25 protein-coding genes, 1 tRNA gene and 1 pseudogene are annotated in these 26,634 nt (G+C 65.1%); 18 read left to right on the top strand and 9 right to left on the bottom strand.

Going from position 1 to position 26,634, the window contains the following annotated elements; genetic code table 11:
- The first annotated feature begins 204 nt into the window (after positions 1-204).
- Positions 205-507 carry a hypothetical protein gene (locus JAB6_RS08455; RefSeq protein ID WP_217494613.1) on the top strand — a complete coding sequence of 101 codons (303 nt, stop codon included), beginning with the start codon at positions 205-207 and terminating at the stop codon, positions 505-507.
- On the opposite strand, the gene JAB6_RS08450 is transcribed toward JAB6_RS08455, so the two are convergent.
- Genes JAB6_RS08450 through JAB6_RS08440 form a run of 3 tightly spaced genes read right to left on the bottom strand, consistent with a single transcriptional unit; the run spans position 508 to position 2,731 of the window.
- Complete coding sequence (locus tag JAB6_RS08450) at positions 508-1,518, bottom strand: hypothetical protein (RefSeq protein ID WP_070302282.1); 1,011 nt, start codon at positions 1,516-1,518, stop codon at positions 508-510. It lies immediately after the preceding gene.
- Positions 1,515-2,258: an aspartyl/asparaginyl beta-hydroxylase domain-containing protein gene (locus tag JAB6_RS08445; protein WP_070302280.1), complete on the bottom strand. Its 744-nt coding sequence runs from the start codon at positions 2,256-2,258 to the stop codon at positions 1,515-1,517. Before JAB6_RS08445 ends, JAB6_RS08450 begins: the two co-directional genes overlap by 4 nt.
- Entirely contained in the window at positions 2,243-2,731 is a 489-nt protein-coding gene (locus JAB6_RS08440; RefSeq protein ID WP_070302278.1) for an N-acetyltransferase, read from the bottom strand. The genes JAB6_RS08445 and JAB6_RS08440 overlap by 16 nt, the downstream gene beginning before the upstream one ends.
- Positions 2,732-2,887: 156 nt before the next feature.
- Here JAB6_RS08440 and JAB6_RS08435 point away from each other — a divergent pair, with 156 nt between their 5' ends.
- The 6 genes from JAB6_RS08435 to JAB6_RS08410 all read left to right on the top strand — a co-directional run bounded on the left by JAB6_RS08435 (position 2,888) and on the right by JAB6_RS08410 (position 9,715).
- The gene (locus tag JAB6_RS08435) at positions 2,888-3,904 is read left to right on the top strand and encodes a hypothetical protein (RefSeq protein WP_139143320.1); all 1,017 of its coding nucleotides are present in this window, start codon (positions 2,888-2,890) and stop codon (positions 3,902-3,904) included.
- Between the two features lie 122 nt (positions 3,905-4,026).
- Positions 4,027-4,686 (top strand): sugar dehydrogenase complex small subunit, encoded by a 660-nt coding sequence (locus JAB6_RS08430; protein ID WP_070302274.1) that lies wholly within the window; start codon positions 4,027-4,029, stop codon positions 4,684-4,686.
- The gene (locus tag JAB6_RS08425; protein ID WP_070302271.1) at positions 4,683-6,341 is read left to right on the top strand and encodes a GMC family oxidoreductase; all 1,659 of its coding nucleotides are present in this window, start codon (positions 4,683-4,685) and stop codon (positions 6,339-6,341) included. Before JAB6_RS08430 ends, JAB6_RS08425 begins: the two co-directional genes overlap by 4 nt.
- A complete protein-coding gene (locus tag JAB6_RS08420; RefSeq protein ID WP_254671519.1) occupies positions 6,338-7,795 on the top strand; it encodes a cytochrome c in 1,458 nt (485 codons plus the stop codon). Before JAB6_RS08425 ends, JAB6_RS08420 begins: the two co-directional genes overlap by 4 nt.
- A gap of 143 nt (positions 7,796-7,938) precedes the next feature.
- Positions 7,939-8,340 carry a GtrA family protein gene (locus tag JAB6_RS08415; protein ID WP_070302269.1) on the top strand — a complete coding sequence of 134 codons (402 nt, stop codon included), beginning with the start codon at positions 7,939-7,941 and terminating at the stop codon, positions 8,338-8,340.
- A gap of 76 nt (positions 8,341-8,416) precedes the next feature.
- Entirely contained in the window at positions 8,417-9,715 is a 1,299-nt protein-coding gene (locus JAB6_RS08410) for an NCS2 family permease (protein ID WP_070302267.1), read from the top strand.
- Positions 9,716-9,796: 81 nt separating this feature from the next.
- On the opposite strand, the gene JAB6_RS08405 is transcribed toward JAB6_RS08410, so the two are convergent.
- Positions 9,797-10,504, bottom strand: a complete 708-nt coding sequence (locus tag JAB6_RS08405; RefSeq protein WP_070302264.1) for a GntR family transcriptional regulator — start codon at positions 10,502-10,504, stop codon at positions 9,797-9,799.
- 259 nt (positions 10,505-10,763) lie between these two features.
- On the opposite strand from JAB6_RS08405, the gene JAB6_RS08400 reads away from it, so the two are divergent.
- Positions 10,764-10,839 (top strand) — tRNA-Asn (locus JAB6_RS08400).
- Positions 10,840-10,959: 120 nt separating this feature from the next.
- Here JAB6_RS08400 and JAB6_RS08395 read toward each other — a convergent pair.
- A complete protein-coding gene (locus JAB6_RS08395; protein ID WP_223278793.1) occupies positions 10,960-11,343 on the bottom strand; it encodes a hypothetical protein in 384 nt (127 codons plus the stop codon).
- A 340-nt stretch (positions 11,344-11,683) separates the two neighbouring features.
- Between JAB6_RS08395 and JAB6_RS08390 the strand changes: the two genes are divergently transcribed.
- Both JAB6_RS08390 and JAB6_RS08385 read left to right on the top strand, forming a co-directional pair.
- A complete protein-coding gene (locus JAB6_RS08390) occupies positions 11,684-12,475 on the top strand; it encodes an alpha/beta fold hydrolase (protein WP_070302263.1) in 792 nt (263 codons plus the stop codon).
- On the top strand, positions 12,472-12,849 hold the full coding sequence (locus JAB6_RS08385; protein WP_070302261.1) for a VOC family protein: 378 nt from the start codon (positions 12,472-12,474) through the stop codon (positions 12,847-12,849). Before JAB6_RS08390 ends, JAB6_RS08385 begins: the two co-directional genes overlap by 4 nt.
- Positions 12,850-12,863: 14 nt before the next feature.
- Here the strand turns inward: JAB6_RS08385 and JAB6_RS08380 are convergent, their stop codons facing one another.
- Complete coding sequence (locus JAB6_RS08380) at positions 12,864-13,538, bottom strand: hypothetical protein (RefSeq protein ID WP_083292606.1); 675 nt, start codon at positions 13,536-13,538, stop codon at positions 12,864-12,866.
- Positions 13,539-13,677: 139 nt separating this feature from the next.
- Here JAB6_RS08380 and JAB6_RS08375 point away from each other — a divergent pair, with 139 nt between their 5' ends.
- The 4 genes and pseudogenes from JAB6_RS08375 to JAB6_RS08360 all read left to right on the top strand — a co-directional run bounded on the left by JAB6_RS08375 (position 13,678) and on the right by JAB6_RS08360 (position 20,286).
- The gene (locus JAB6_RS08375; RefSeq protein WP_070302260.1) at positions 13,678-14,517 is read left to right on the top strand and encodes a M15 family metallopeptidase; all 840 of its coding nucleotides are present in this window, start codon (positions 13,678-13,680) and stop codon (positions 14,515-14,517) included.
- Between the two features lie 195 nt (positions 14,518-14,712).
- Positions 14,713-18,531 carry a type VI secretion system membrane subunit TssM gene (gene tssM, locus JAB6_RS08370; protein WP_139143319.1) on the top strand — a complete coding sequence of 1,273 codons (3,819 nt, stop codon included), beginning with the start codon at positions 14,713-14,715 and terminating at the stop codon, positions 18,529-18,531.
- Positions 18,528-19,491, top strand: a pseudogene (gene tagF, locus JAB6_RS08365) (type VI secretion system-associated protein TagF). The gene tssM and the pseudogene tagF overlap by 4 nt, the downstream one beginning before the upstream one ends.
- Positions 19,492-19,500: 9 nt before the next feature.
- A complete protein-coding gene (locus JAB6_RS08360) occupies positions 19,501-20,286 on the top strand; it encodes an OmpA family protein (RefSeq protein WP_070302258.1) in 786 nt (261 codons plus the stop codon).
- A 127-nt stretch (positions 20,287-20,413) separates the two neighbouring features.
- On the opposite strand, the gene icmH is transcribed toward JAB6_RS08360, so the two are convergent.
- From icmH to tssJ, 3 genes are read right to left on the bottom strand one after another with little or no spacing between them, the layout of a single operon-like run.
- Positions 20,414-21,202: a type IVB secretion system protein IcmH/DotU gene (icmH, locus tag JAB6_RS08355; RefSeq protein WP_070302256.1), complete on the bottom strand. Its 789-nt coding sequence runs from the start codon at positions 21,200-21,202 to the stop codon at positions 20,414-20,416.
- Entirely contained in the window at positions 21,199-22,569 is a 1,371-nt protein-coding gene (gene tssK / locus JAB6_RS08350) for a type VI secretion system baseplate subunit TssK (protein ID WP_034750137.1), read from the bottom strand. Before tssK ends, icmH begins: the two co-directional genes overlap by 4 nt.
- 37 nt (positions 22,570-22,606) lie before the next feature.
- A complete protein-coding gene (tssJ, locus tag JAB6_RS08345; protein WP_051991048.1) occupies positions 22,607-23,191 on the bottom strand; it encodes a type VI secretion system lipoprotein TssJ in 585 nt (194 codons plus the stop codon).
- Between the two features lie 276 nt (positions 23,192-23,467).
- Between tssJ and JAB6_RS08340 the strand changes: the two genes are divergently transcribed.
- From JAB6_RS08340 to JAB6_RS08325, 4 genes are read left to right on the top strand one after another with little or no spacing between them, the layout of a single operon-like run.
- The gene (locus tag JAB6_RS08340) at positions 23,468-24,064 is read left to right on the top strand and encodes a tetratricopeptide repeat protein (RefSeq protein ID WP_070302254.1); all 597 of its coding nucleotides are present in this window, start codon (positions 23,468-23,470) and stop codon (positions 24,062-24,064) included.
- 37 nt (positions 24,065-24,101) lie between these two features.
- A complete protein-coding gene (gene tssB, locus JAB6_RS08335) occupies positions 24,102-24,611 on the top strand; it encodes a type VI secretion system contractile sheath small subunit (RefSeq protein WP_034750131.1) in 510 nt (169 codons plus the stop codon).
- 1 nt (position 24,612) lies between these two features.
- Positions 24,613-26,103: a type VI secretion system contractile sheath large subunit gene (tssC, locus tag JAB6_RS08330; RefSeq protein WP_070302252.1), complete on the top strand. Its 1,491-nt coding sequence runs from the start codon at positions 24,613-24,615 to the stop codon at positions 26,101-26,103.
- Between the two features lie 31 nt (positions 26,104-26,134).
- The gene (locus tag JAB6_RS08325) at positions 26,135-26,626 is read left to right on the top strand and encodes a type VI secretion system tube protein Hcp (protein WP_034750126.1); all 492 of its coding nucleotides are present in this window, start codon (positions 26,135-26,137) and stop codon (positions 26,624-26,626) included.
- Positions 26,627-26,634 lie beyond the last annotated feature (8 nt).

Below are 26,634 nucleotides of genomic sequence, written 5' to 3'. Positions count from 1 at the left end.
CGACGGACTGTTAATCCGCAGGTCCCTGGTTCGAGTCCAGGTCGGGGAGCCAGAACATCAGCAGTATCGAAAAGCCCAGCCTTCACGGTTGGGCTTTTTGCATTGCGGCCATGGTTCTCGTGACATTTCACGCTGATTTGCCAAAAAGCATCTGCCATACTTGCAGCGTACGTTTGCTGCCTCTCGATGAAAACAACCTTTCCTATGAAGAATCTCTGCGCCCTGCTGCTGATGCTTGCCGCCGGCACGGCCTACGCGCCCCTTGCCGGCGGCCAAGGGCGCCAGCCGGTATCCGAAGCGAAGGTCAAACAGCAGATCATCGCCGAGTCGATCTCCGCCTATCCTGGCCGCTGCCCCTGTCCCTACAATGCCGCCAAGAATGGCAGCGCTTGCGGAGGGCGCAGCGCATGGAGCCGGAAGGGCGGTTACGCCCCCATCTGCTATGAACGGGAAATCAGCAGCGAGATGGTGCGCAAGTGGCGCGAGGACAATGCCGCCGCGCTGTGACTATTGCCCCGTGCGCAACGCTTCCAGCGCTAGATAGCCTGGCTGCACTTGCGCGGCGATGGCGGCCAGGCCGTTGGCTGCGGCCACTGGCGGATCGCCGTGGTAGGCCGTGCCGTATTTCGCATGCACGCCGCCCCGCGCACGCATCGCTTGCAACTGTGCCGGCGTGGGGGTGATGCCCACGCGCGTCAATACATCGCTGAACACGATATCTGGCAATTGCTTGTAGTGAATTAACTGCAGCTGGCCGGCGGCCGCATGGGGCAGGGCCGCGTCGAACAGGCTGGCCAGCACGAGGCCCGTATAGCCATCGATATCGCCGGGCGCCAGCTGGTGCGCGGGCAGCGGCAGCTGTGCCGGGTGCAGCATGCCGGGGATCATCTGCGGCCCGCGCTGGCGCTGGTGCGAGGCAAGCACGGCCAGCGGTTCGCGGTAGACGAACAGGCAGGGCGTGCCGGGAAACGCTTGCAGCAGCAAGTCCAGGTTGTGGATGTGCCAGCAGTCGAACTTGATGAAGAAATGTGTCTCTTCGCCCGTACGGCGCTGGCCCAGGGCCAGGATAGCCTGGCGCAGCAAGGCGATGCCGTCGCTGCCCGCCATGCCATCGTGATGCAGACGCAGCAGCGAGTCGATCACGGTTGGCTCAGATAGCACCACGCATTGCGGCAAGGTCGCCAGCAATTGCGTCAGCAGGGTCGAACCACAGCGCGAGACGTGGAAGATGAAGGCGTCGGGCGTCAGGCAATCGCCGAGCGTGGCGAGCGCCGCCAGCGGTGTGTGGCAGACGCGGCGCTCCTCATGCGGCTGGCGTGCCAGGGTGTTGATAAAGAATGGTTCGCTGAGCGGCTGCCGGCCCAGGTCGCGCCAGCAGAGGGACACCTCGTCCGTTTGCGCATCGTGCTGTGCAAAGAGTGGATACCAGCGGCGCATGTCCATGCCCGCATGCCAAGAAACAATACTGCCCCTGGCCAGCAAGCCTTCCTGCTGGGTCAGGCCATGCCGGGCGCTCATGGCGCGCTCCCAACGCCGCCGGCTAATGCTGCCAATTCGCCGGCCAGCGCCAGGCTGGCGGGCGAGGGGGACAGCCGCAGCTGGGCGATGACGGCCCGCACATTGCCATCGTTGATGCTGGGGTCGCCATATTTATGGGCCGCTTTCGGCACGAAACCGGCCGAGGCGAACAGCGTTTCGAGCCAGGCATTGGTGATACAGTCGAGCACGAGGTGGATGCGCGGCGCCGTGCCTTGGTTGTGCACGGCGTGCAGGCAACTGGCGTCCATGTACCAGGCGCGGCCGGCCGTGAAGTGCACGTTCTCGCCGTCAATGCTGAACACGACCTGCGGCGTAGTGTGGATGGGGATGTGGATGCGGATCAATCCATCGGCCAGCGACGTGCCGGCGTCGCGGTGGGCGCGGATGATGGCGCCCGGCGCCAAAGCCATCAGGCGCGCGGCGCGGATGTCGCAGGCGAAGCTGGCGAGGACCTCGCGCAGGCAGGGACAGCGCGCCAGTTGCGGCGTGCCGGCATAGGCTGCGCCGTCGACGGGCATGATGTCGCCAGCTGCTCCGCCCGGCGAGCGCAGCGGCACGCAACTCCAGCCCGTGTCGTAGGCGCCCGTATTGAAATGATGGATCCACTCGTCCGTGGCGAACCGGTCGCTGTCGCGCTGCATGCGCGCCACGTCAAAGCGCAGCGGCAGCCGCAGCCAGGTGCTGGGTGGAGTCGGCGCCGCCACTATGGCGCGCTCCATTCCAGTTGATTCTGCACCTCGTTTTCCCCGTGCAATCGGAAGCCCAGCCGCTGGTACAGCGCGCGCGCGGCGGTGTTGCTTTTGTTGACGGCAAGGTGGATCCGGCATTGCTGCGCGCCCGCTTGCGCCTGCAGGCCGCGCAGCACGGCGCTGCCTGCGCCCTGGCCTTGCGCGGCGGGCAGGATGGCGATGTCGACCAGGTGCAGCACCTGATCCTGGCGGTCCAGGACCAGGCGCCCGATGGGCGTGTCGCCATGCTGCAGCACCAGATATGCGGCGTGCGGATACGCTTGGCGATAGCCGTGGCTTTGCATGCGCTGCTGCATGGCGATCAGCTGCTCGATGACGGCGGGATCGGCCGGCATCTGGCGCAAGTCGTCGCGCGTGGAGCTGTACAGCGCGGCGGCAAAGCCATCGTCGTCGTCGCGCTGGACGCGCAACTGGTAGGGGGCGGAAAGCGGCAAGTCGTGCATCGGTGCTCCGGTAGGTGGTGGCGATGGGGGCGATGGTGGCAAATGCGCAGGCGTATATTTATTTGCTATGCTGCCAATTTTTCCGCGTACTTGCAATCATTTCAAGGAAGCTGCCATGCATTCTGTCTTTATCCCGCCTTTTCCGTGGAGTTGCCCGTGGAGTTGCGCGTGACCTCGGCGCGCGCGGAACTGGCCGCCATGGCGGCCGCGCTGTGCGATCCGCAGCGTACCCTGGCCAGCCTGGTCGGCGAAACGGTGCAGCTGCGCCAGCTCGTCGAGCGCCATTCGCGCCTGCCCATGGACCGGCAGGATGGCTTGCGCGACGGCGAAAGTTTTCTCCCCAGCGGCTGGGCCATCTCGCCCGTGCAGGCGGGCCTGTGCGCGCGCGAGCCGTACCGCAGCGCCGCCTTCATCCAAGGCCTGGCGCAGGCCGTGCGCGAGCTGCTGGCCGTGAACGGTGGGCGTCCCGTGCGCGTGCTGTATGCGGGCTGCGGCCCGTTCGCACTGCTGGCCCTGCCGGTGATGGCCGTGCTGAGTGCGACCCAGGTGCAGTTTGCCATCCTCGACGTGCATATGGAAACCCTGGACTATGCGCGCGAACTGATCGCCGCCTTGGGCCTGGACAGCCACGTCGACGAATACATCTGCGCCGACGCGGCCGCCTATCAAATGCCTGCGGGCGCCATGCCGGACGTGATCGTCAGCGAAACCATGAATACGGCGCTGGGCAAGGAGCCGCAGGTCGCCATCCTGCGCAACCTGCACGCGCAAGCGCCTGCGGCGGCGCTGCTGCCGGCGGCCGTCACCGTGCACTTGGGACTGGACCGGCGCAGCCCCGGCGAGCCGTGCACGGACTGGGGCCCCGTGTTTGCGCTCGACGCGGACGCCATGCGCGCCTGGCAGGGGGAGCGGGGCGACACGCTGCCCGCCGCCAGCATCCGCCTGCCTGACGTGCTGGAGCAGGCGCCGCGTTTGCTGACGCGCATCCGCGTGCATGGCGACATCGTCCTGGGCGACCATGAGTGCAGCCTGAACCTGCCACTGCCTTTGCCGGGCAAGCCCTCGTTGGCTGGCGGCAGCGTGCTCGACTTCCATTACCGCCTGGGCGGCCAGCCAGGGCTGGCGTTTTGCCTGCGTGAAAAACAGGAATTGCCCGAGCCAAATTCCCAGTAGTAATACTACATTGGCAGACAATTTACTTCTGTAGGATAATATGGAACCGGTTCCATCTATGCGCAAATGCAATTTGGCGCAATCATCGAAGTCAATAAAACAACAAGTCTTGCGGGAGTCTCATGAACCATCCAGACACTGAACCATCTGCAACATCCGTTTCATCCCTTCCCCGCATCAGCCGCCGCCACGCCCTGATCGGCCTGGCCGCCTTGCTGGCGCAGGCCGGTTTCTGGAGCAATCCCCTGTCCGCCGCCATGCAGGCCCCGGCCAGCGCGCCGGCGACGGGCCTGGCCCCTGCCACCATGCTGTTCTACACCCTGTCGCAAACGATCACGGGCCACCGCGATCTGTCCGCCGCGACGGCGGCGCGCATCGAGCAAGCCATGCGCAGCAACGTGCCCGGCTTCGCCGAGCGCTTGCCGCAGCTGGGCGCGCTGCTCGTCACGGGCCAGGAAGCGAAAGCCCTGCTGTCGGCAGCCACCGCCGCCGATGCTGCTTTGCGCGAACTGGCGCTGGCCATCGTCGCCGCCTGGTACACGGGTACCGTCGCCGGCAACGCGGCGCAGGGCACGAAATCCATTGTCGTCGCCTACGCCGAGGCCTTGATGTACCGCACCGTGGCCGATGGCCAGGTCGTGCCGACTTACTGCAATTACGGCCCCCTGTGGTGGCTGAAGGCGCCGCCGGCCGTGCGCGTTTCCGCACCCGTGGAACCGAAACCCGTGCCCGCGCCGGCCACCACCGGCACCCCTGAACCGAAAGGCAAGCAAGCAAAATGAAATCACCCCAATTCAAGAGCAATGGCGACGTCGTCGCCGATGTCGTCATCGTCGGCACGGGTGTCGTCGGCGCCATGATGGCCGACCAGCTGGCCGCGCAAGGCCATTCCGTGATCATGCTGGAAGCGGGCCTGCGCATCGAACGTGGCCAAGCCGTGGAAAACTGGCGCAACATGCCGTTCGAAAACCGCGTCGGTTCGGACTTCCAGGGCCTGTATCCGCAGGCGGAAAACGCGCCCGCGCCCTTGTATTTCCCGAAGAATAACTATGTGGAAGTGTCCGGTCCCAACGGCAGCAGTTTCCAGCAGGGCTATCTGCGCACGGTGGGCGGCACGACCTGGCACTGGGCGGCGTCGTGCTGGCGCCATCTGCCGTCCGACATGCGCATGAAGAGCGACTACGGGGTAGGGCGCGACTGGGCCATTTCCTACGATGAGCTGGAACCGTACTATTGCCGCGCTGAGCAGGAAATGGGCGTGGCCGGCCCCAACGATCCCGCGCTGCAATCGCCGAGCGAACGCAGCGCGCCGTACCCGATGGACATGGTGCCCTGGGGCTATGGCGACAAGCGCTTCGCCGAAGTGGTCAACCCGCACGGCTACCGTTCCGTGCCGATTCCGCAAGGCCGTTCGACGCGCCCATGGCAGGGCCGTCCCACCTGCTGCGGCAACAACAATTGCCAGCCGATCTGCCCCATCGGCGCCATGTACAACGGCATCCACCACGTGGAACGGGCCGAGCTGAAGGGCGCGGGCGTGCTGGCCGAGGCCGTCGTCTACCGCATCGACACGGACCACAACAACCGCGTCACCGCCGTGCACTGGTATGACGCGAAAAAACAGTCGCATATGGCGACGGGCAAGGCTTTCGTGATTGCCTGCAACGGCATCGAAACGCCGCGTTTGCTATTGCTGGCGGCCAACAAGAACAATCCGAACGGCATCGCCAACAGTTCCGACCAGGTGGGCCGCAACATGATGGACCACTCGGGTTTCCACTGTACCTTCCTTGCCAATGAACCGATCTGGACGGGCCGTGGCCCCGCGCAAAGCAGCTGCCTGGTGGGCCCGCGCGACGGCGCCTTCCGTGCGCAGTATTCGGCCAACAAGATGATCCTCAATAACATCACGAGGGTCGGACCGGCTACCCAGCAATCGTTGAAGCTGGGCCTGGTGGGCAAGGACCTCGACGACGAGATCCGCCGCCGCGCCGCGTTTGGCGTGGACTTGTCGATCAGCCTGGAGCCGCTGCCCGAAGCGCACAACCGCCTGACCCTGAGCAAGACGCGCAAGGACCCGCTGGGCCTGGCCTGTCCCGACATTTACTATGACGTGGGCGACTATGTGCGCGATGGCGCGAAGGCCGCGCATGCGCAGCTCAAGCATATCGGCAAGCTGTTCGGCGCCGTGGAATTCCATATCACCGACAGCCTGAACGCGAATAACCACATCATGGGTGGCGTCATCATGGGTTCGAATCGTCTTGACTCCGTGGTCGACGGCAATTGCCGCGCCCACGACCACGCCAACCTGTGGCTGCCGGGCGGCGGCGCCATGCCGTCGGCCAGCGTGGTCAACACCACCCTCAGCATGGCCGCGCTCGGCTTGCGCGCGGCCGACGACATCGCCCGCACCCTGGCAAGGGAGGCTGCATGATGCGCCGTTTATTGCTGAGTCTGACTTTGGCGGCCGGCTTGCCGCTGGCCGCGCACGCTGTGCCGCCGGCGCCGCCCGTGACCCTGACGCCGGACCGCCCGGCCGTGCCTGCCGCCGCCAAGCCCGATGCACGTCTGGAACGGGGCCGCTACCTGGCCATCGCCGCCGATTGCATGGCGTGCCATACGGCAGCGGGCGGCAAGCCGTATGCGGGTGGCTACGCCATCGACTCGCCGCTGGGCACGATCTACGCAACGAATATCACGCCATCGAAAAAAGGCGGCATCGGCCACTACACGGAAGCGGACTTTGCGCGCGCCCTGCGCGAAGGCGTGCGCGCCGATGGCAGCCACCTGTATCCAGCCATGCCCTACACCAGCTATGCGCAGCTGACGGATGCGGACGTGGGCGACCTGTATTACTACTTCATGCAGGCCGTCAAGCCCGTCGACGAACCGGCGCGCCAGACAGCGTTGCCATTCCCGTTCAATGTGCGCCTGTCGATGCTGGGCTGGAATACCTTGTTCCTCGACAATAAGCGCTTCGTGCCGGACGCAACGAAGAGCGCGCAGATCAACCGCGGCGCCTACCTGGCCGAAGGCCTGGCGCACTGCAGCGCCTGCCACACACCGCGCAATGCGCTGATGGCGGAAATCGGCAGCCAGACCCTGGCCGGCGCCTCGCTCGGCTCCTGGCATGCACCGAACATCACGTCGGACAAGGTCAGCGGCATCGGTGCGTGGACGGATGCGGAACTCACGGCCTACCTGAAGACGGGCCATGTGGAAGGCAAGGGGCAGGCGGCGGGCGGCATGGCCGAAGCCATCCAGAACAGCCTGCAATTTTTGCGTGACGACGACGTGGCCGCCATCGTCGCGTGGCTGCGCACGGTGCCGCCCGTGCGCGCGCCGGGCCAGACCAAGGCTGCCTTCAGCCATGGCAGCGCCGCCAGCGAAGAACCGCTGCTGCGCGGCATGGCCAGTTCCACCGAGCACCATTCGCTCAACAGCGGCGCCGTGCTGTTTTCCGGCTACTGCGCCAGCTGCCACTCGGCCAGCGGCGCGGGTAGTACGGGCCAGGCGTATCCGGCCCTGTTCAACAACACGGCGACGGGCGGCAACACGCCGGCCAACCTGGTGTCGGCCATCTTGTTTGGCGTCGAGCGCAAGATTGAAGGGGAAGAGCACGAAGCGTTCATGCCCCGTTTCGACCAGCGCTCGTACGTACAGCCGTTGACGGACGAGCAGATCGCGTCGATCGCCAATTACGTGCTGAAGCAGTATGGCAACCCGGACGTGTCCGTCACGCCGGCCTACGTGGCGCAGGCGCGCAGCGGCGGCGAGAAACCCGTGCTGGCGCGGGCGCAACCGTTCATGCTGCCGGGCGGCATCGTGGGCATCCTGCTGCTGATCGCGCTCTTCGTGTGGCTGCGCCGGCGCCGCCAACGCAAGTAATAAGTGTCGAAACGGCGGCGAATATGAACGTTGGGCGCAACTTGCAGTAAAATGCAGGCTGAAAAATGGTTACGAGCAATCGTAGCCATTTTTTATTCTGGCCCGATCCTGGCGAGAGTGTTCGCCTTATTTGAAAATTGACAATGTCCCATTCCCTGCATCACCAATTTCTACGCTTCGCCGCCGTCGGCGCTTCCGGCACGGCCGTGCAATACAGCGTGCTGTGGGGCGGCGTGGAATGGGCCGGCATCAGCGCCGCCGCCGCGTCCGGCATCGGCTACATTCTCGGTTCCGTCGTCAACTACCTTCTCAATTACTTTTTCACGTTCAAGAGCGACAAGGGTCATGGCGAGGCGGCCAGCAAATATTTCACCTTGCTGGGCATCGGCTGGTGCATCAATACGAGCCTGATGTGGCTGCTGGTACACCAGCTGGGCTGGTATTACTGGCTGGCGCAGGTGCTGGCGACGGGCATCGGGCTGGTCTGGAATTTCGCGGGCAGCCGCTGGTGGGCCTTCAAACCGGCTGGCACAGCGACCAAGTAACTAGTTATTGCAAGAAAAAAAAGATGCGTCTTGGCCAAGACCTGGCGCGCGGTTTCACCAAAACAAGGGGTTAATCATGCAGTTCCTGGAACGCTATTTCAAACTGAAGGACAACGGGACCAATGTGCGCACGGAGCTGCTGGCCGGCCTGACCACGTTCCTGACGATGGCCTACATCATCTTCGTCAACCCGTCCATCCTCGGCGACGCGGGCATGCCGAAGGACTCCGTCTTTGTCGCCACCTGCCTGGCGGCCGCCATCGGCACCCTGATCATGGGCCTGTACGCGAACTACCCGATCGCGCTGGCGCCGGGCATGGGCTTGAACGCATATTTCTCGTACACGGTGGTCAAGGGCATGGGCATGAGCTGGGAAGTGGCGCTGGGCGCCGTCTTCATTTCCGGCTGCCTCTTCATCCTGGTGAGCCTGTTCAAGGTGCGCGAGATGATCATCAACAGCATCCCGCCCGCGCTGCGCACGGCGATCACCGTGGGTATCGGCCTGTTCCTGGCCATCATTTCCCTGAAAAGCGCGGGCGTGGTGGTGTCGAACCCGGCCACCATCATCGCGCTGGGCGACTTGCACCAGGCGGCGCCCATCCTGGCCATCCTCGGTTTCTTCATCATCGTCGCGCTGGACCGCCTGAAAGTGCCGGGCGCCATCCTGATCGGCATCCTCGCCATCACGATTGCCAGTTTCTTCTTTGGCGGCAACCAGTTCAACGGCATCGTCTCGGCGCCACCGGCCATCGAGCCGACCTTGTTCAAGCTCGACATCATGGGCGCGCTGTCGATCGGCATCGTCAACGTGGTGCTGGTGTTTTTCCTGGTCGAACTGTTTGATGCGACGGGTACCCTGATGGGCGTGGCCAACCGTGCCGGTCTGCTGAAAGATGGCAAGATGGAACGCATGAATAAGGCCTTGCTGGCCGACAGCACGGCCATTGCGGCCGGTGCCTGCCTGGGCACGTCGAGCACGACGGCCTTCGTGGAAAGCGCGGCCGGCGTGCAAGCGGGCGGACGCACGGGCTTGACGGCCGTGGCCGTTGCGCTGCTGTTCCTGGGCAGCCTGTTCTTTGCCCCGCTGGCGCACACGGTGCCGCCGTACGCGACGGCGCCCGCGCTGCTGTACGTGGCTTGTTTGATGCTGCGCGAACTGACTTTCATCGACTGGGATGACAGCACGGAAAGCATCCCGGCCGCCATCACGGCGCTGATGATGCCATTTACGTATTCCGTGGCCAGCGGCGTCGCCTTCGGCTTCATCACCTATGCCGTATTGAAACTGCTGACGGGCAAGGGCAAGCAAGTGTCCGTGGTGGCCTACATCATCGCCGCCATCTTCCTGTTCAAGTTTATCTACTTGGGCGAATAGCGTGGGCGAATAGCGGGTTTGCCGCCGCAATGACAAGGCCGCCCGTGCATCCGCACCGGCGGCCTTTTTTGATGGCGCAGCCTACATCAGCAGCGCCGCCACCAGGTCTTTTTTGGCCTCGCCGGCGCTGCCGTCGAAGCGCAGGGCCGCTTCCACGTGCGCCAAATGCTCGACCATCAGGCGCGCCGCCAGGTCCGCGTCGCCGCTGCGCGCCGCCTCAAGAAAGCGGCCGTGCTCGTCGCACGAGCAGGCGGCATCATGGCCCGACTGGTACAGCATGGTGATGAGCGAACTGCGGCCCACCAGTTCGCGCACGATGTCGCGCAGCACGGCGTTGCCGGCGATATCGGCCAGCAAGACGTGGAAGTCACCCAGCAGTTGCGAGCGCAGCGGCGTCGCTTGCGCCAGCGCCTGGCGTTCCGCTTTCAGGTGCCGCTCCAACATCCTGTAGTCGGCAGGCTTGGCCCGCGCGACGAATTCGCGCGCCAGGGCCGCTTCGATGATGCGCCGCGCGGCAAAGATGTCGCGCGCCTCCGCTTCGGTCGGCTGGCTGACGAAGGCGCCCTTGTCGGGCACCATGCGTATGAGTTTGTCTTTGGAGAGGATGAGCAGGGCAGCGCGGATCTTGGTGCGGCTGACGCCATACAGTCGGCACAGCGCTTCTTCGCGCAGCCGCGTGCCGGGCGGCAATTGGCGTGCCACGATGGCGGCGGCCATATGCGCGGCAATGTCCGCCGAGCTGTCGCCGCTGCCGGGATTGTCCACCAGTGTTGCGCTTGATTCTGTCATGTCGGGTGAGAGCAGTAAGCCAGGGGCAAGGTGCGCCTTGCAAGCGCATGTCTGCGCGGCCGCGTGGTCGACGCTCCGCTGCCGGCATGCCGTTGTGCGCCTTGCGTGTTGGCAAGGCCTGGCTATTCTACTATCTTGCGTGGCGCCGCGCAGACGGGCGCAGCCAGCCGGCGAGGCTTGCTCCCTGGCGGCCAGTTTTGCTGACCATGCAGCAACAACTGGACATGGGAAATTTTGACGTATATAATTCGGCCTCCTTTCCCTGATAGCTCAGTTGGTAGAGCGACGGACTGTTAATCCGCAGGTCCCTGGTTCGAGTCCAGGTCGGGGAGCCAGAACAAGCAGCAGCAAAAGGCCACGTGGCAACACGTGGCCTTTTTTGTCATGCGCGCATGGTTTTCCGTTCACGCTAGCCACCGCTTCAGCGCATCAACGGCACGCGCGGTGTTCCCTGATCAGGGATCCACAAACACGTCGAAACGCACCTTGAGCGGGCTGCCCCACGAGATATCCACCCAGGCACGGAAGCCGCCGTTATATGGCGCGATGTTGTACACGGCCATACGGGCTGAGCCGATGAAGCGGTTCTGGGGAGTGGCGCCATATTCGCTGATGTTGAGCAATACGCGCGAATTGGCCTTCACGTTGGCGTTGGCGAAGTTGACCGAAGGATGCACGCCATTGGCCGTCCACGTGTAGTAGGTGGTGAAGGCGGCGGCGCTCAGGTTCAGGTCCTGTGCGGCCGCGTCTTGCGAGGCCTGGCCGTCCTGCTCCAGCGGCAGGTCGGTGGTTTCCGGGGCCAGGTTGCTGCCCGTGTGATTTTCTACTTTCATTTCCATGATGTACTCCTCATCGATAGTTTGGACACCGCGCCTGTCGTTGTGCGGCAAGACGCCCTATCTGTGTTGCCGTGACGGCCAGTGTCACGTCCGGGCTGATAAGGTAGCCGCCTGCTCCATGCTGTTGGAGTAATTCATTCTAGGCATACACAGGGGTAGAAAGCGCGCTGGGCCGCTGGAAAAGCGGCGCTCGCTTGTGCTGGCGCAAACACCTTGCAGGCAAGCGGCAAGAACTTTTCCAGCAGGCTATTTTTACGGGGGCGCCACGCGTGCCGTGCAGGACAATGGCACAATAGGCCCAGCCGACCTGCCGATACGGAACCCGTTGCGAGCCTAGCCCATGCCGATATTGAACCTGAGTGCCGAAACCGATATCTATTACGAACTGATCGAAGGCGACCCCGCCAAGCCCTGCCTGGTATTCCTGCATGAGGGGCTCGGCTGCTGTGCGATGTGGAAAGATTTTCCCGCGCAGCTATGCCAGGCGACGGGATGCCGCGGCTTGCTGTACGACCGCCACGGCTATGGGCAGTCGTCGCCGCTGGCGGCGCGCCGCCAGCTCCATTATCTGCATGACTACGCGCTGTGCGAGCTGCCGCAAGTGCTGGCGGCACTGCTGCCGGGGCAGGACCATTTTCTCGTCGGCCATTCCGATGGTGGCAGCATCGCCCTGATCTATGCGGCGCAGCAGCCGCCGCGCTTGCGCGGCATCATCACCGAGGCGGCGCACGTGTTTGTCGAAGGCATCACGCTCGATGGCATACGCGAGGCGGACGCGGCATTCGGCGCGGGCAAGTTGCGCGCGCTGGCGAAATACCATGGCGACAAGACGGAAACGATTTTCAAGGCCTGGTCGGATACCTGGCTCAGCTATGGCTTCCAGTTCTGGAACATCGAGTATCTGCTGCCCTCCGTCGAATGCCCGGCGCTGGTGGTGCAGGGCAGCGAAGACCAGTACGGCAGCGCGGCCCAGGTCGACACCATCGTGGCGCAGGCGCTCAACGCCATGCCCGCCATGGTCGAGCAGTGCGGCCATACGCCGCACCAGGAGCAGCCGCAGGCATTGCTGGCGCTGATGGAAGGTTTTTTGCAGGGCCGCATGGACGCGGCCACTCACCCGAGACACGCATGATAGACCACCTCGATCACCTGGTATTGACCACCCGCGACAAGGCGGCCTGCATCGATTTCTATACGCGCGTGCTGGGCATGCGGCTGGAAACGTTTGGCGCCGGCCGCCATGCCTTCAAGTTTGGCGCGCAAAAAATCAATCTGCATGAGGCCGGCAAGGAATTCCTGCCCAAGGCGGATTTGCCCACGCCCGGCGCGCTGGACCTGTGCTTCATCGCCGCCGTCCCGCTTGACGTGTTCATCGCCCATTTGGCGGCGCTGGGTATTGCCATCGAGGAAGGTCCGGTGGCCCGCACGGGCGCCAACTGGCCCATCCGCTCCGTGTATCTGCGCGACCCGGACCGCAACCTGATCGAAGTGTCCGAGCGCGCCTGAGGTTTGCCGGGCACTCAATGGCAGGCGGGATCGCTGTCCCAGCGGCCCGAGCAGATGCGCGAACGGCACAGCATGCCTTCGATCAGGCCCAGCTGCTGACAGCGCTGCAACAGTTCCGCCGTTTCTTCTTCCTGTTTGCGCAGCACCACGTCGCGCGCGGGTACCGCCGTGCCTGCTTGCCGGTGCGCATGGGCCACCATCGCCGTCAGCAAGGCGACGTCGCTGTCGCCGGGCGCGGCAGCCGGCTTCGCGCCTTGTGGACGGGCGGCCGCCTGGCGCACGGGCGCTAGCACCTTGCGTGGCGCGCTCACTGCTGCCACCTCGGGCAAGGGCGGCCCCGCCGTATTGACGATGGTGGCGGCCTGCACCGGGAGCGCCGGGTATTGCGGCACCGTTGGCGCCGGTATTGCGGGCGTTGCCGTGGCAATGGCGGGTGTCGGCGGCAGCGGCGGGACGTCCGTGTCGTAAGCGAGCACGGCCGTGACCAGCACCGCCAGGCATAGCGCGCCAGCGGCCCCGTGCCGCCAGCCGGGGCGCCAGCGTAGGGCCGGCTTGGCGGCGGGCGCGGCGGCGCCGTGTTCGAGCTGCGACAGGATGCCCTTGCCTTCGATGCGCGCACCAGCCGCGCCGGCCTTGCTCAGCAGGTCAGGACCGCGCGCCTGGCCATCCCCGGTTTTCAGTAAAGACAAAATATCACCTCCGCAGTGGATCAAATTCGACTGACCTTGATGTAAACCGCGCTCATGCGGGCCGCGCACGCCTACGATCTAGCGATACCGCCGAGCAATGGATTGCCCGGCCCCGCCGATTCCCGTCACGGAGCACCCCATGTTCGTCGCCCTGGTCCTGATGTATTTTCTGCTCGCCTGTTTTGCCTGCTGGCTGCTGCTGTTCCCCGGCGGCCGCGCCATCGTGCTGCACACGCTCGTCAACCTGGGCTGGCGCATGCAGCGGCGTGCACAGGGGTTGCAGCGGGGCGGCGGCGCGCAGTGGCAGCGCGTGCAGCAACACACGGGCTCGGGCATGGCGCGCGTCTGGCAACTGCTGTGGCGGCATCGCTGGCTGAGCCTGGCAGGCAGCGTGCTGGTCGTCGTGCCGCCGCTGCTGGCCTGGCTGTCCAGCGACCGCATCGCCCTGCGCGGTTATGCCGACCAGCAACACGTCATCAATGACCAGGTCAGCGACTTGCTGAAGGGCGAGCAGCTGGTGCCGCCACCGACCTTGCCGCCGCTGCTGTTTTCCACGGCGGAAGTAACGCAGCTGCGCCCGCTGCTGGGCGGCGCCAGCCGCAACTGGCAATTGCTCGACCACGATTTCGCGCAGCGTCTGCTGCTGGTCTTCAAGATCATGAAGGACGTGCATGGCTATGACATGGTCTTGCTGGAAGGCTATCGCAGCCCCGCGCGCCAGGATCAATTGGCGGCGGCCGGCCCGAACGTGACGAACGCGAAGGCGTTTCAAAGCTATCACCAGTATGGCCTGGCGGCCGATTGCGCATTCATGCATGAAGGAAAGCTCATCATTTCTGAAAAAAATGCCTGGGCCATGCGCGGCTACCGTTTATATGGCGTGACGGCCGAATCGGTGGGCCTGCGCTGGGGCGGACGCTGGGCCATGATGGATTTTGGCCACACGGAATTGCCGCAACCGCGCGTGCTGGGCAAGTAAGCCGCGCCAGCCATTCTAGCGCCGCATACGGCCCCGAATTTCACCGCTGCAAGCTTGATTGCGCAGCGTCAATGGCCTGCCAGTGCCTGCCGCGCGCTGGCGCCAGATACTTGTCGTATGTCAACAAAGCCGCGCCCCATTGCTGTCAGCATGGGCCGAATCCGCCTTGCTTTGCGACCTCACCTTGGGCTTATCATGCTGCGACGACTCTGGCATTTCCTCACCGACAGCCGCCAACTGACCATCCTCGGCTTCGTGGCGCTGGCCGTGTTCCTGTACCTGGGTGCCGAGGTGCTGGAAGTGGCGCTGATCTGGGCCCTGATCTTGCTGCTGCTGGCTTTTGCCACCTGGCTGGGCTTGTGGCTGTGGCGCCGGCGCCGTGCGCGGCGCGATGCCCAGGCGCTGGGCCAGGCCATCCTCAACGAGGCCGAGATCGCCGCCGCGCAGGCGGCCTCGTCCTCAACGGCCGGCAGCACGCAGCACGGCGAGCTCGGCGCCGTGCGCTCGGGCATGCTGGCCGCCATCGAGACCATCAAGACATCCAAGCTGGGCCTCAAGTCGGGCGCCGCCGCCCTGTACGAATTGCCGTGGTATATGATCATCGGCAATCCTGCCGCCGGCAAGAGCAGCGCCATCCTGCATTCTGGCCTGCAGTTCCCCTTCGCTGACGGCAAGATCGTGCAAGGCGTGGGCGGCACGCGCAATTGCGACTGGTTTTTTACGACGGACGGCATCGTGCTCGACACGGCGGGGCGCTACTCCGTCGTCGACGAGCACCGCGGCGAGTGGTTCGGCTTTCTCGACCTACTGAAAAAATACCGGCGCAAGGCGCCCATCAACGGCATCCTCATCGCCGTCAGCATCGCCGAGCTGGGCGGCGATCCTGATGTCGGCATGCAACTGGCGCGCAGCCTGCGCAAGCGCGTGCAGGACGTCATCGAACGGCTGGAAGTGTTTGCGCCCCTGTACATCGTGTTTACCAAGGCGGACCTGATCGCCGGCTTCACGGAGTTTTTCGCGGATGCCGAGCGCAGCGAGCGCGAGCGCGTCTGGGGCGCCACCATGCCCTACCAGCGCAAGCTGCCCACGGCCGACTTGCTGGCGTTTTTCGACCAGAGCTTCGATGAATTGCACGATGGCTTGACGGAGCTGAGCCTGGCCAACATGGCGCACCGGCAACGCAAGACGATGGCGCCCGGCGTATTCACCTTCCCGCTCGAGTTCGCCGCCATCAAGCCGGCCTTGCGTGCCTTCATCGCCACCCTGTTCGAGGAAAACCCGTTCCAGTTCCAGCCCGTGTTCCGCGGCTTTTATTTCACCAGCGCGCTGCAGGAAGGCGAGCCCGTCAGCGCGTCCTCGCAGCAGGTGGCGCGCCGCTTCGACCTGGCCTTCGCGCCGGCTCCGGCCGCAGCGCCGTCCGGCGCGCGCCAGCATGGCTATTTCCTGTTGGAGCTGTTCCGCAAGGTGATTTTTGCCGACAAGCACCTGGTGGCCAACTATGCCAACCGCGCCAAGCTGCGCTTCAAATATGCCGTGTTCTTCGCCGCCACGGTGTCGCTGGGCGCCTGCCTGGGCGGCTGGAGCTGGTCCTACCTGGGCAACCGGCAACTGGTGGCCAATGTCGAGGCCGATTTAAATAAAGTGGTCAAGTTGCAGGAGCGGCGCCTGGACTTGCAGTCGCGCCTGGAAGCGCTCGAGATCTTGCAGGACCGCATCGAGCAGCTGGACGCGTACCGCACGCAACGGCCGTGGTCCTTGCGCCTGGGCCTGTACCAGGGGGAGTTACTTGAACGCAAGCTGCGCGAGGAGTATTTTGCCGGCGCGCGCCAGGTCATGCTGGCCCCCGTGGCGGGCGCGCTGGAAGCCTTGCTGTTCGAGATGAACGCCAGCGCCGACCAGCTGCAGCCCACGGCGCGCACGCCGCAGACGCCGGCCGCCGCGCCCGCAGTGTCTTCCGCACCGCGCAGCGTGCAGTACCAGGCGGCCAGCGCGACGAATGTGGAAGACGCCTACAACGCGCTGAAAACCTATCTGATGCTGGCCGATAAGACGCATGCGGAAAGCAGCCACCTGAACGACCAGCTGACGCGCTTCTGGCGCGGCTGGCTGGAGAGCAACCGGGGCGCCATGCCGCGCGAGCAGATGATACGCAGCGCCGAACGGCTGCTGACGTTCTACCTGGCGCAGATCGGCGACCCGTCCTGGCCGCGCATCGAACAGAAGTTGGCGCTGGTCGACCAGGCCCGCGAAAACCTGCGCCGCGTGGTGCGCGGCATGCCGGCGCGCGAGCGCGTGTATGCCGACGTCAAGGCGCGCGCCTCGACGCGTTTTCCCGGCATGACGGTGGCGCGCATCGTCGGCGAGCAGGATCAGACCCTGCTGGCGGGCAGCTATACCGTCTCCGGCGCCTTTACGCGCCAGGCCTGGGAAAAGTTCGTCGAGGGCGCGTTTCGCGACGCCGCCAACCGCGAACTGCAAAGCGCCGACTGGGTGCTGAAAAGTGCCTCCACCGACGACCTGACCCTGGAAGGCAGTCCGGAGCAGATCGAGAAAAATCTGGTGGCCATGTACAAGGCCGATTACGCGCGCGAGTGGCAGAAATTCGTGCAGGGCGTGGCCGTCGCCGACCTGAAAGGTTTTGACGGCGCCGTGCAGGCGATGAACCGCCTGGGCGATCCGCAGTCGTCGCCGATCGCCAAGCTGCTGACGACCATTTATGAGGAAACCTCGTGGGACAATCCGGCGCTGCAAAATGCGCAACTGCGCAAGGCCGAGCGGGGCATCATCGCCTGGTTCAAGGAAACCGTGCTGCGCCGCGCGCCGTCGCAGCTGACGGCCAATCCCGGCCTCAATGCGCAGCTCGACCCGGCCCGCCTGGATAAACCGATGGGTCCCGTGGGGCGCGAATTTGCCGGCGTGGGCAAGCTGGTGGCGGCCAGGGACAACAATGCCTCGCTGATGCGCGCCTACCTGGAAGCGCTGTCGAAACTGCGCAGCCGCCTGAACCAGCTGAAGAACCAGGGCGACGCGGGGCCGGGCGCACGCCAGTTCATGCAGCAGACGCTGGAGGGCAGCGGCTCCGAACTGGCCGACGCCCTCAAACTGGTCGACGAGCAGGTGCTCACGGGGATGAGCGACGCGCAGAAGCAGGCGATACGCCCCATCCTCGTGCGCCCGCTGATGCAGACCTTTGCCGTCATCGTCGCGCCGGCCGAACTCGATATCAACAAGACCTGGGCGGCGCAGGTGTATGAACCATTCCAGAAATCGCTGGCCAATAAATATCCGTTTGCGCCTACGGCGCGCATCGAGGCGAGCAACCTGGAGATCGGCCAGTTCTTCGGCCCCGAAGGCCTGGTGGCGAAATTCGTCACCACATCCATGGGCCCCTTGGTGGTGCGGCGCGGCGACGTGCTGGCGCCGCGCACCTGGGCCGACATGGGCATCAGCCTGGCGCCGCAGGTGGTGGCGCGCTTCCCCGGCTGGATCGCGCCGCTGGGCGCTGGCGGCGTGGCGGCCACCTCGACGGCGGCGCAAACCGTGTTCCAGATCCAGCCGTCGCCCGCGTCCGGCACCCTGGAATACACGGTGGAGATTGACGGCCAGCAGCTGCGCTACCGCAATACCCCGGCGCAGTGGACGAATATGGTGCATCCGGGTCCGCAGGGCGCGGCGGGCCAGCAAGGCGCGCGCATCACGGCCGTCACGTTCGACGGGCGCACGGTGGAACTGTTCAACGAACCGGGGCAATTCGGCTTGAAGCGCATGATCGACGCGGCGGCCAAGAAGCGCAAGGATGGCGGCGTGTTCGAACTGCGCTGGACGCGCGGCGAGGTGGCCGTGGCGGTCGACCTGAAAATCACCAGCAGCGCCGAGACGACAGGCGCCGGATCTGCCACCGCGGTGCAGGAGCAGGGCTTTCGCGGCATGCAGCTGCCCGAGACCATCGTCGGCATGCCGGGCGTTCCCGCGCCGGTCATGGCCGCAGTTGCGGCGACCGGGGTGGCGCCATGATGCGCGTGGCGCAGCAGGTGCGCCTCGGCTATTTTGGCAAGATCCCCGCGCGCGGCGATTTCATCAAGGCTTGCGACAATCACGCGCTGGTGCAGCTGCTCGACGACTGGCTGGCGCAGGTCATGACCGCGCTGGAAGCTCAATTACGACGCTTTGCCGCCGCTGCGTTTTGCCTTCGTCGGCACGCGCAGCCGGCGCGCCATCGCCGGACGCCTGGAAGCGAGCAACGACCAGTCGCTGCGGCGCTTTCCCTTCATGGCCATGGGCGCCCTCGAAGTCGATGACGCCGAGGCCTTTGTCGCTTGCAGCCCGCTGGCGCTGGCGCCCCTGTGGCAGCGGGTGGAGCAGCTGTCGCAAGGCATCGTGGCCAGCGCCGAACCGGGGCCGGCCCTGCTGGCGCTGGCCGGCAACGTGGTCGAAGTCGAACCGGCCGCAGCGTGCCATGCGGAGCGGCTGGCTGACTTCCTGCAGGCGCAGACCGTGTATGGCCTGCAAGCGATGCTGGCGTCGCCCGCGTTCCCCGTGACGGTGCGCGAATTGCTGCTGGGTCTGGGCCTGCTGCTGCGGCCTGTACGCCAGAGCGGCTTGCCGCGCCTGGAGAAAAGCCTGGTACTGCCGCTGCCGCAGGACGCGCAGCAGCGCGAACTGGTAGCCAGCTTCTGGCTGCATTTGATTGCACCCTTCCTGCGCCAGGCCGATTTCGAACTGGCGCTGTTCTTTTCCCACCTCGACGAGGCGCCCGTGCTGGTGATCGGCTTTTGCGGCGCCGACCCGGATGGCTTGCGCGCGCTGATCGACCCGCAGGCCGGCAGCGAACGGCTGATCGTGTTCGACCAGCTGGACTGGGTCGAGGAGCAGCTGGGACACGACGCTGCGCTGCGCCAGTTTTCCGTCTGCCTGCAGCAGGAGCAGCTGTCGCTGCGCTCGGCCTGCGCCATGTTTGCCGACACCTTTGCCTGAAGGACCGCGATGAAATCGTATGCCATTTTCCTGCTGCTTGCCGCGGCCGTTCCCTGCCGCGCGCAAGCGCAAGCGCAAGTACCCCAGACGCCGATGCCGGGCCAGATCCTCGTCACGGGTACCCTGGCCGACGAGGCGGCCAAGGCGGCCGTGCTGGCCCGCCTGCGCGAACTGTACGGCGCCGAGCGCGTGGTCGACCAGATCGCCATCGGTAACGTGGCCGTGCCGGCCAACTGGAACGCCTACGTGCACAAGCTGATCGCGCCGAACCTGAAGCTCATTTCACGGGGGCAGATCACCGTCGACGGCAACAACGTCAGCGTGCGCGGCGAAGTGGCGAACGAGGCGCAGCGCCAGCAGATCGCCAGTGACATCGCCACCAGCCTCAATCCCACCTACGTCGTCAACAACGGCTTGCGGGTCAAGGCGGCCGAGGCCGAGCAGGGCTTGCTCGATGCGGCGCTCGATAAACGCATCATCGAATTCGACAGCGGCAAGGCCACCATCACGCCGGCAGGCCTGGCCATCCTCGACGAGATGGCGGCCGTCATGCTCAAGCTGCGCGGACGCAAGGTCGAGGTGATCGGCCACACGGACGACACGGGCCTGCGCGCCAGTAACGTGGCCCTGAGCCAGGCGCGCGCCGAAGCCGTGCGCGCCTACCTGGCCAGCAAGGGCGTCGCGGCCGATTCGGTGCTGGTGTCGGGCCAGGGGCCGGACCGCCCCGTGGCCAGCAACGCCACGGCCGATGGCCGGGCGAGAAACCGGCGCATCGAGTTCAGGATTGCGCAGTAGATTGGGTTGACACCTCACAAAACCGTAGCGAGCGGAAGGGAGAGGCGGTCGAGAAGCGCAACCGTGCTAGAGCACGGTGAGCATCGCAGGCCGCCCATACCGACGCGCAGTAGGTTTTGTGAGGTGTTCAGGGCAGGGTGATGGTCAGGTGTGCCGGGCGTGGCGCCAGCTTGACCAGATCCGCATACGCGGCCAGGCTCGTTTGCGTGCCGCGCGTCAGATGCGTTTTCAGGCCCAGGTAGGCGCAGATGGCCAGCAGGGCGAAAAAGCTCGACAGCGCCCACAGCGGCACGTCGCTGCCACGCTTGTTGACCACCTGGTCGGGGCGTTCCGCGCGCGGCGCGAAGCCACGGCTCTTGCCCTTGATGTGGGCGATCTCGTCGCCCAGGCGCGCTGTCAGGTAGCTGAGTTTTTCGCCGCCGTCGATCGCATATTTACCCTGGAATCCCAGCAATAAACACATGTGGAAGACCTGCAGCGCCTGCACGCGCATGGCGCCCTTGCCGCGCAGGGCGTCGAGGCGGTCGAAGAAGTGTTCGCCGGCCAGCTGGTCGCCAAAGATCAGCAGCTGCAGCGGGCGCCGCTCCCACTGTTTGCGCAGGGCGAAAGGCGAGGCCAGGATGATTTCATCGACGGCCGCGCAGAACGCATACTTGGCCGCCTCGATATCGTCGCCATCGGCGCGGATTTTTTTCGCTTCGCGCTCGAAGTCGTCGAGGAAGGCCGTGATGCGGTCCATGAAGCTTTGCTCGTCGCCAGGCGCCGAGCCGTGCTTCAGCATGAACAGCATATAAAAGCCTTCGTGCATCAGGTCCAGCAGGGCGCTGCCGGCATGCCGGCTGGCCGTGCCGCCGGGGGCGGAACCGCGTTGTCCCAGCAGGGAGGGCGCCGCGCGCCGTTCGATGAGCTGGCTCATGCCGTCACCGCGATCAGTTCCAGCTGCAGGTCGCGTATGCCGGCCGGCACGTAGACGGAAATCGACTGCGCCTTGAGCATCTGCTCATACAGGACGCCGCGGTTTTCAATCGCAAAATAATAGGTGTCGGGGCGCACGGGAATGGCGGCCGGCACTTGCGGCGCATGCGACAGCTTCAGGCCGGGCATGGCTGTGAGCACGCATTTTTCCACGTCGTCGGGCGCGCCCACTTTCACGCGCAGCGGCACCACGTCCACCAGTTCGATGGCGGGCATGGCGGCGCGAATCGCCAGGTACAAGGTGGTGTGCTGGTCGATCTTGCCCGAATCGAGCTTGCCCAGGTAGTAGGACGGCTTGTCCTCGAGCAGGGCGATGGAAAAATACTTCGACGAGATGACGGTGTCGAGCAGTTCGCGGATGATCGCGTCGATGGCGTCGAAACAGGTGCCCGGCTGCGCGTGGTCGTAGGCGGGCAGGCTGGCCAGGGTGTAATGCTTGGAGTAGCTGAGCAGGCCGCCCGCCAGGCCCAGCAGCACCTCGTACAGGCGCTCCGGATGCAGGGCCGGATGGCGCACATAGTGCATCAGGGCGGCGGCGGCCGTGCTGACCGTGTGCAGCAGCCAGAACGAGGACACGTCGCCCGAGCGGAACTCGATCACGTTGCGGCTCGGTTCGCGGTGGTGGCCGTGCAGCGCGCTCACTTTCGCCTGCAAGGCGTCGAGCAGGTGTTCCAGCACGCCCTGCAGGCGCGGCGCGCCGGCGATCGCCAGGCTGGGCGCCATGAACGAGGGCACGGGTTCGAAGCCGCCCGACACCGTGCGCCGCAGGGCGATCAGCGGCAGGCAGTCGTAGGAGCCGCGCGCTTCGCTGTCGGGAATCAGGCGCACGGTTTTCTTCAGGTAGGCCACGTCGGCCACGGCGGACTCCGTAAACAGGTCGGGCGTGGCGCGCATGGCGTGCGCAAAGCGGGTGCTGGACGGCGTGCCTGCCGTTGCTGCCTGCACCGTGTAATTCATGCCTTCGCGGTTGAGGATGGGCAGCGCCGCGTAATACGTCACTTCCTGCACGGCCTGCGGCAGCGCTTCCAGGTCCACGGGCGGGGGCAGGGTATCGCTGCCCGGCGCACCGTCGCCCAGCGATTCGAACACTTCGCCGTCGCGGAAGATCGCCGACAGCGCTTGCAGGCGCAGGCTGCCCGTCTTCAGCGCCGCCAGGTCCCACGCCATGTGCGCCACGCCCCACAGGTAGGGATGCAGCGCGCTGGCCGTGTGATGCAGGCGCGCTTCGTGATATTGATCCTGGCGCTGGAAATGCTGCGGCCGCAGGAACAGGCCTTCTCCCCACAAGACTTTCGCTGCCATGCCCATCTCGGTTCTCCTTGAATATGTGGCGTGTCTGTTCGTGTTACTGGCAGCGCGGGGCCGACAGCGCGGCCACCCCGCTGATGCTGAGCGCGCAGGCGTGCAGGCCGACGGTGATGCCGCCGCGTTCCGCATCGGCGGCGGCAAAGGTGGCGCGCCAGCGCTGCGCGGCCGGCGCGCGGAACAGGGCCACGACGCCGATGAAATACGCTTCCTTGCTGACTTTTTCCTGTACTTCGTAGCGCTGGCCCGGCACCAGCAGCACCTCCTTGACTTCCATCAGGTCGGCGCCCAGCGCGGCCTTTTCGCGCTGCGTGTCGAGGAAGCTGTCGTACGGCGCCTGTTCGAAGGCGGCGCTCTGGCGCAGCTTGTAGATGCGCGCCACCAGCGCCAGCGGCCGGCCGTCCGCATCCGTGTTCAGGCGCTGCGCCGCATGCAGGCGGATGCTGACATTGCGCGGCGGCTTTTGCGCGTCGGGCAGTTCCGGCGGCGGCTTGGCCACGCCGGCCATTTGCAGCGCCGCGTTGGCCAGTGTACCGATGGCGCCGCCCGCACAGCCGGCCAGCAGCAAGGCCATCAGCAGTAGCGCGGTGGCGCGGGCTGGGCGGACCAGGGCGTCAGGTGGCATGGGCGACCTTTGTAAATTGAAGGGTGGAAATAAAAGTGTTGCAGTCATTTAAACGCATGCACTGGCGGCCTGCTTGCGTTGGCGCAAGATCGGCCTGCGATCAAGACAATTACTGCGCCAGATCAGGATTCATGGCGCTGTACGCGGCTGTGATGTGGAACTTCTTCTTTGCTGATTAATCTCAATTTGGCAAAAAATTGCCGATCAATAATAGTCTCCACCAAGGCGCCGCCCATCGTTCCCAGCGGTAGCGTCCTCCACGTGAAGGAATGCCCGATGAAGCCAGCCACGATGTTGCCCCGTATTGCCTGCCTCGCCAGCGCCTTGCTGCTGGCGGCCTGTGCCACGCCAGACCAGCCGGCGCCCCAAAAACCTGCCGCGCCGACCCTGGCGCAAGTGATGAGCGACGCCGATGCGGCTGCGCGCGCCGGCCAGTACGAACGCGCCATGACCCTGCTTCAGCGCGGCGGGGCCAGCTACCCGGCTGACAAGGCGCCGTGGCTGCAAATGGCGCAGATGAAGTTCGACCGCGGCCAGTACGGCGATGCCATTGGCCATGCGCTCGAAGCGCTGGAGCGCGACCCGGACGACAAGGTGGCCAACAGCATTGTCGCCGTCAGCGGCTTGCGCCTGTCCGGCAAGGCACTGGCCGACCTGTCGCGGCAAAACAATCTGAATGGCTCGCTGCGTTCGGAAGCGCAGGACCTGGCCAAGCTGCTGCGCGCGAGCATCGGCGAAGACGTGCTGGTGCCGCCGGCCAAGCGCCCGCCAGCGGCCGGCAAGCGCGCAGCCACATCCGGCTCCGGCTCGTGGGCGGCGAAGGGCGCGGCGGCGCCAGGCAGCACGGCCGACCCGTTCAGCGGCCTGAAATAAGCGAGCATCCCCACCATCCCCTTGCAAAGGAAGCGACATGCCCAAGTCCGATAGCGTGCAAAAACGCCTGCAGAAGATCCGCGCGCCGCGCGTGCAAATGACCTACGACGTCGAGATTGGCGACGCGATTGAAAACAAGGAGCTGCCCTTCGTGGTCGGCGTGCTGGGCGACTTTGGCGGCAATCCGGACAGCGAGAAAAAACGCCTGAAGGATCGCAAGTTCGTTTCCATCGACCGCGACAACTTCGATGAAGTGCTGGCCGGCGTGGAGCCGGTGGCCCGTTTCGCCGTGCCGAACCGCCTCAGCGACGCGGGCGGCACGTTCGCCGTCGACCTGCATTTCCGCTCGATGGATGACTTTCGCCCTGAATCGGTGGTGCGCCAGGTCGACCCCTTGCGCAAGCTGCTCGAAGCGCGCACCAAGCTGGCCGACCTGCGCAACAAGCTGGCCGGCAACGACAAGCTGGAAGACTTGCTGACGGAAGTGCTGAACAACACGGACAGCCTGGCCGCCCTGAAACCGCAGTTCCCAGCGCAGGAGGATTGAGATGAGCGCCCAGGCAGAAGCCCTTGCAGTATCGGCCGCCAATGCGCCGGCCGCCACCGACTTGCTGGACCAGATCGTCGAGCAAAGCCGCGTCGCCAAGTCCGGCGCCGAACATGCGCGCGCGCGTGACCTGATCTCCGAGCTGGTGGCGCAGGTGCTCGATGGCACGGTGCTGATGTCCAGCAGCCTGTCGGCGACGCTGGACGGGCGCGTGGCGGAGATCGACCGCCTGATCTCGGCCCAGCTCAGCGAAATCATGCACGCGGCGCCGTTCCAGCAGCTCGAACAAAGCTGGACGGGACTGCGCTACCTGGTCGGCAATTCCGATACGGGCACGCGTTTGCAGATCCGCATGTTCAACGCCACCAAGCGCGAACTGGTGAAGGATTTCCAGGCCGCGCTGGAGTTCGACCAGAGCAGCATGTTCAAGAAGGTGTATGAAGAGGAATTCGGCACCTTCGGCGGTGCGCCATTCGCCGCGCTGCTGGGCGACTTCGCCATTTCGCGCCAGCCGGAAGACATCTATTTCGTCGAGCAGATATCGCACGTCGCGGCCGCCGCGCATGCGCCGTTCATCGCCTCGGCCGCGCCGGAACTGTTTGGCCTGGAAAGCTACGGTGACCTGGGCAAGCCGCGCGACCTGGCCAAGGTGTTCGACACCATCGAATACGCGAAATGGAAAGCCTTCCGCGAATCGGAAGACGCGCGCTACGTCGGCCTGACCTTGCCCCGCTTCCTGGGCCGGCTGCCGTTCAATCCCGTCGATGGCACGACGGTCGAAGGTTTTAATTTTGTCGAGGAAGTCGACGGCAGCGACCATCACAAATACCTGTGGTGTAACGCCGCATATGCGTTCGGCTGCAAGCTGACAAGCGCCTTTGCCGACTACGGCTGGTGCGCCGCCATCCGCGGCGTGGAGGGCGGTGGCCTGGTGGACGACCTGCCGACCCACACCTTCAAGACGGACGAGGGCGACGTGGCCCTGAAATGCCCGGCCGAAGTGGCGATCACCGACCGCCGTGAAAAGGAATTGTCGGACCTGGGCTTCATCTCGCTGGTGCACTGCAAGAACACGGCATATGCGGCGTTTTTCGGCGCACAGTCGGCGCAGAAAAGCCGCAAGTACAACAGCGACGCGGCCAATGCGAACGCGGTGCTGTCGTCGCAGCTGCAGTACATCTTCGCCGTCTCGCGCATCGCCCACTACATGAAAGCCATGATGCGCGACAAGATCGGCAGCTTTGCCGCCGCCTCCAACGTGGAAGATTTTTTGAACCGCTGGCTGATGCAGTACGTGCTGCTCGACGATAACGCCAGCCAGGAACAGAAAGCGCAGTTCCCGCTGCGCGAGGCGTCCGTGCAGGTGCACGAAGTGCCGGGCCGGCCCGGCGTGTACCGCGCCGTGTCATTCCTGCGGCCGCACTTCCAGCTTGATGAATTATCCGTTTCGCTCCGACTGGTCGCGGAGTTGCCGAAGTCGACCAATTCCTGATTCACCCATCTTTCAACCACAGGAGCACACCATGGCAATCGATGTATATCTGCAGATAGACGGCATCAAGGGCGAGTCCACCGATGACAAGCACAAGGACTGGATCGAGTGCAAATCGGTCAGCTGGAGCGTCGAACAGCCGAAGTCCGCCACCGCGTCGACGGGCGGCGGCCACACGGCCGAACGCTGCGAGCACAAGGATATCGTCATCTCCAAGCTGGCCGACCTGGCCTCGCCGGTGCTGCTGCAGACCTGCTCGGCCGGCAAGACCATCCCCAAGGCGCGCTTCGAATTCATGCGCGCCGACGGCCAGGGCGAGCGCGTCAAGTACTTTGAAATCGAAATCGAGAATGTGCTGATTGGCGCTGTCACGCCGAACGTGGAAGAGGGAGACATCCTCGGTGAACACGTCGGCTTCAAGTTCTCGAAAGTGAAGTGGAAATACACGCAGCAGAAAGTGACGGGCGGCGCCGGCGGCAATACCTCTGGCGGCTGGGACCTGGCCGCGAACCGCGTGGCTTGATCCATGGT

The organism is Janthinobacterium sp. HH104, from assembly GCF_001758715.1.
GTDB classification, from domain to species: Bacteria; Pseudomonadota; Gammaproteobacteria; order Burkholderiales; family Burkholderiaceae_D; genus Janthinobacterium; species Janthinobacterium aestuarii.
This window is presented reverse-complemented; position numbering and strand designations above follow the sequence as displayed.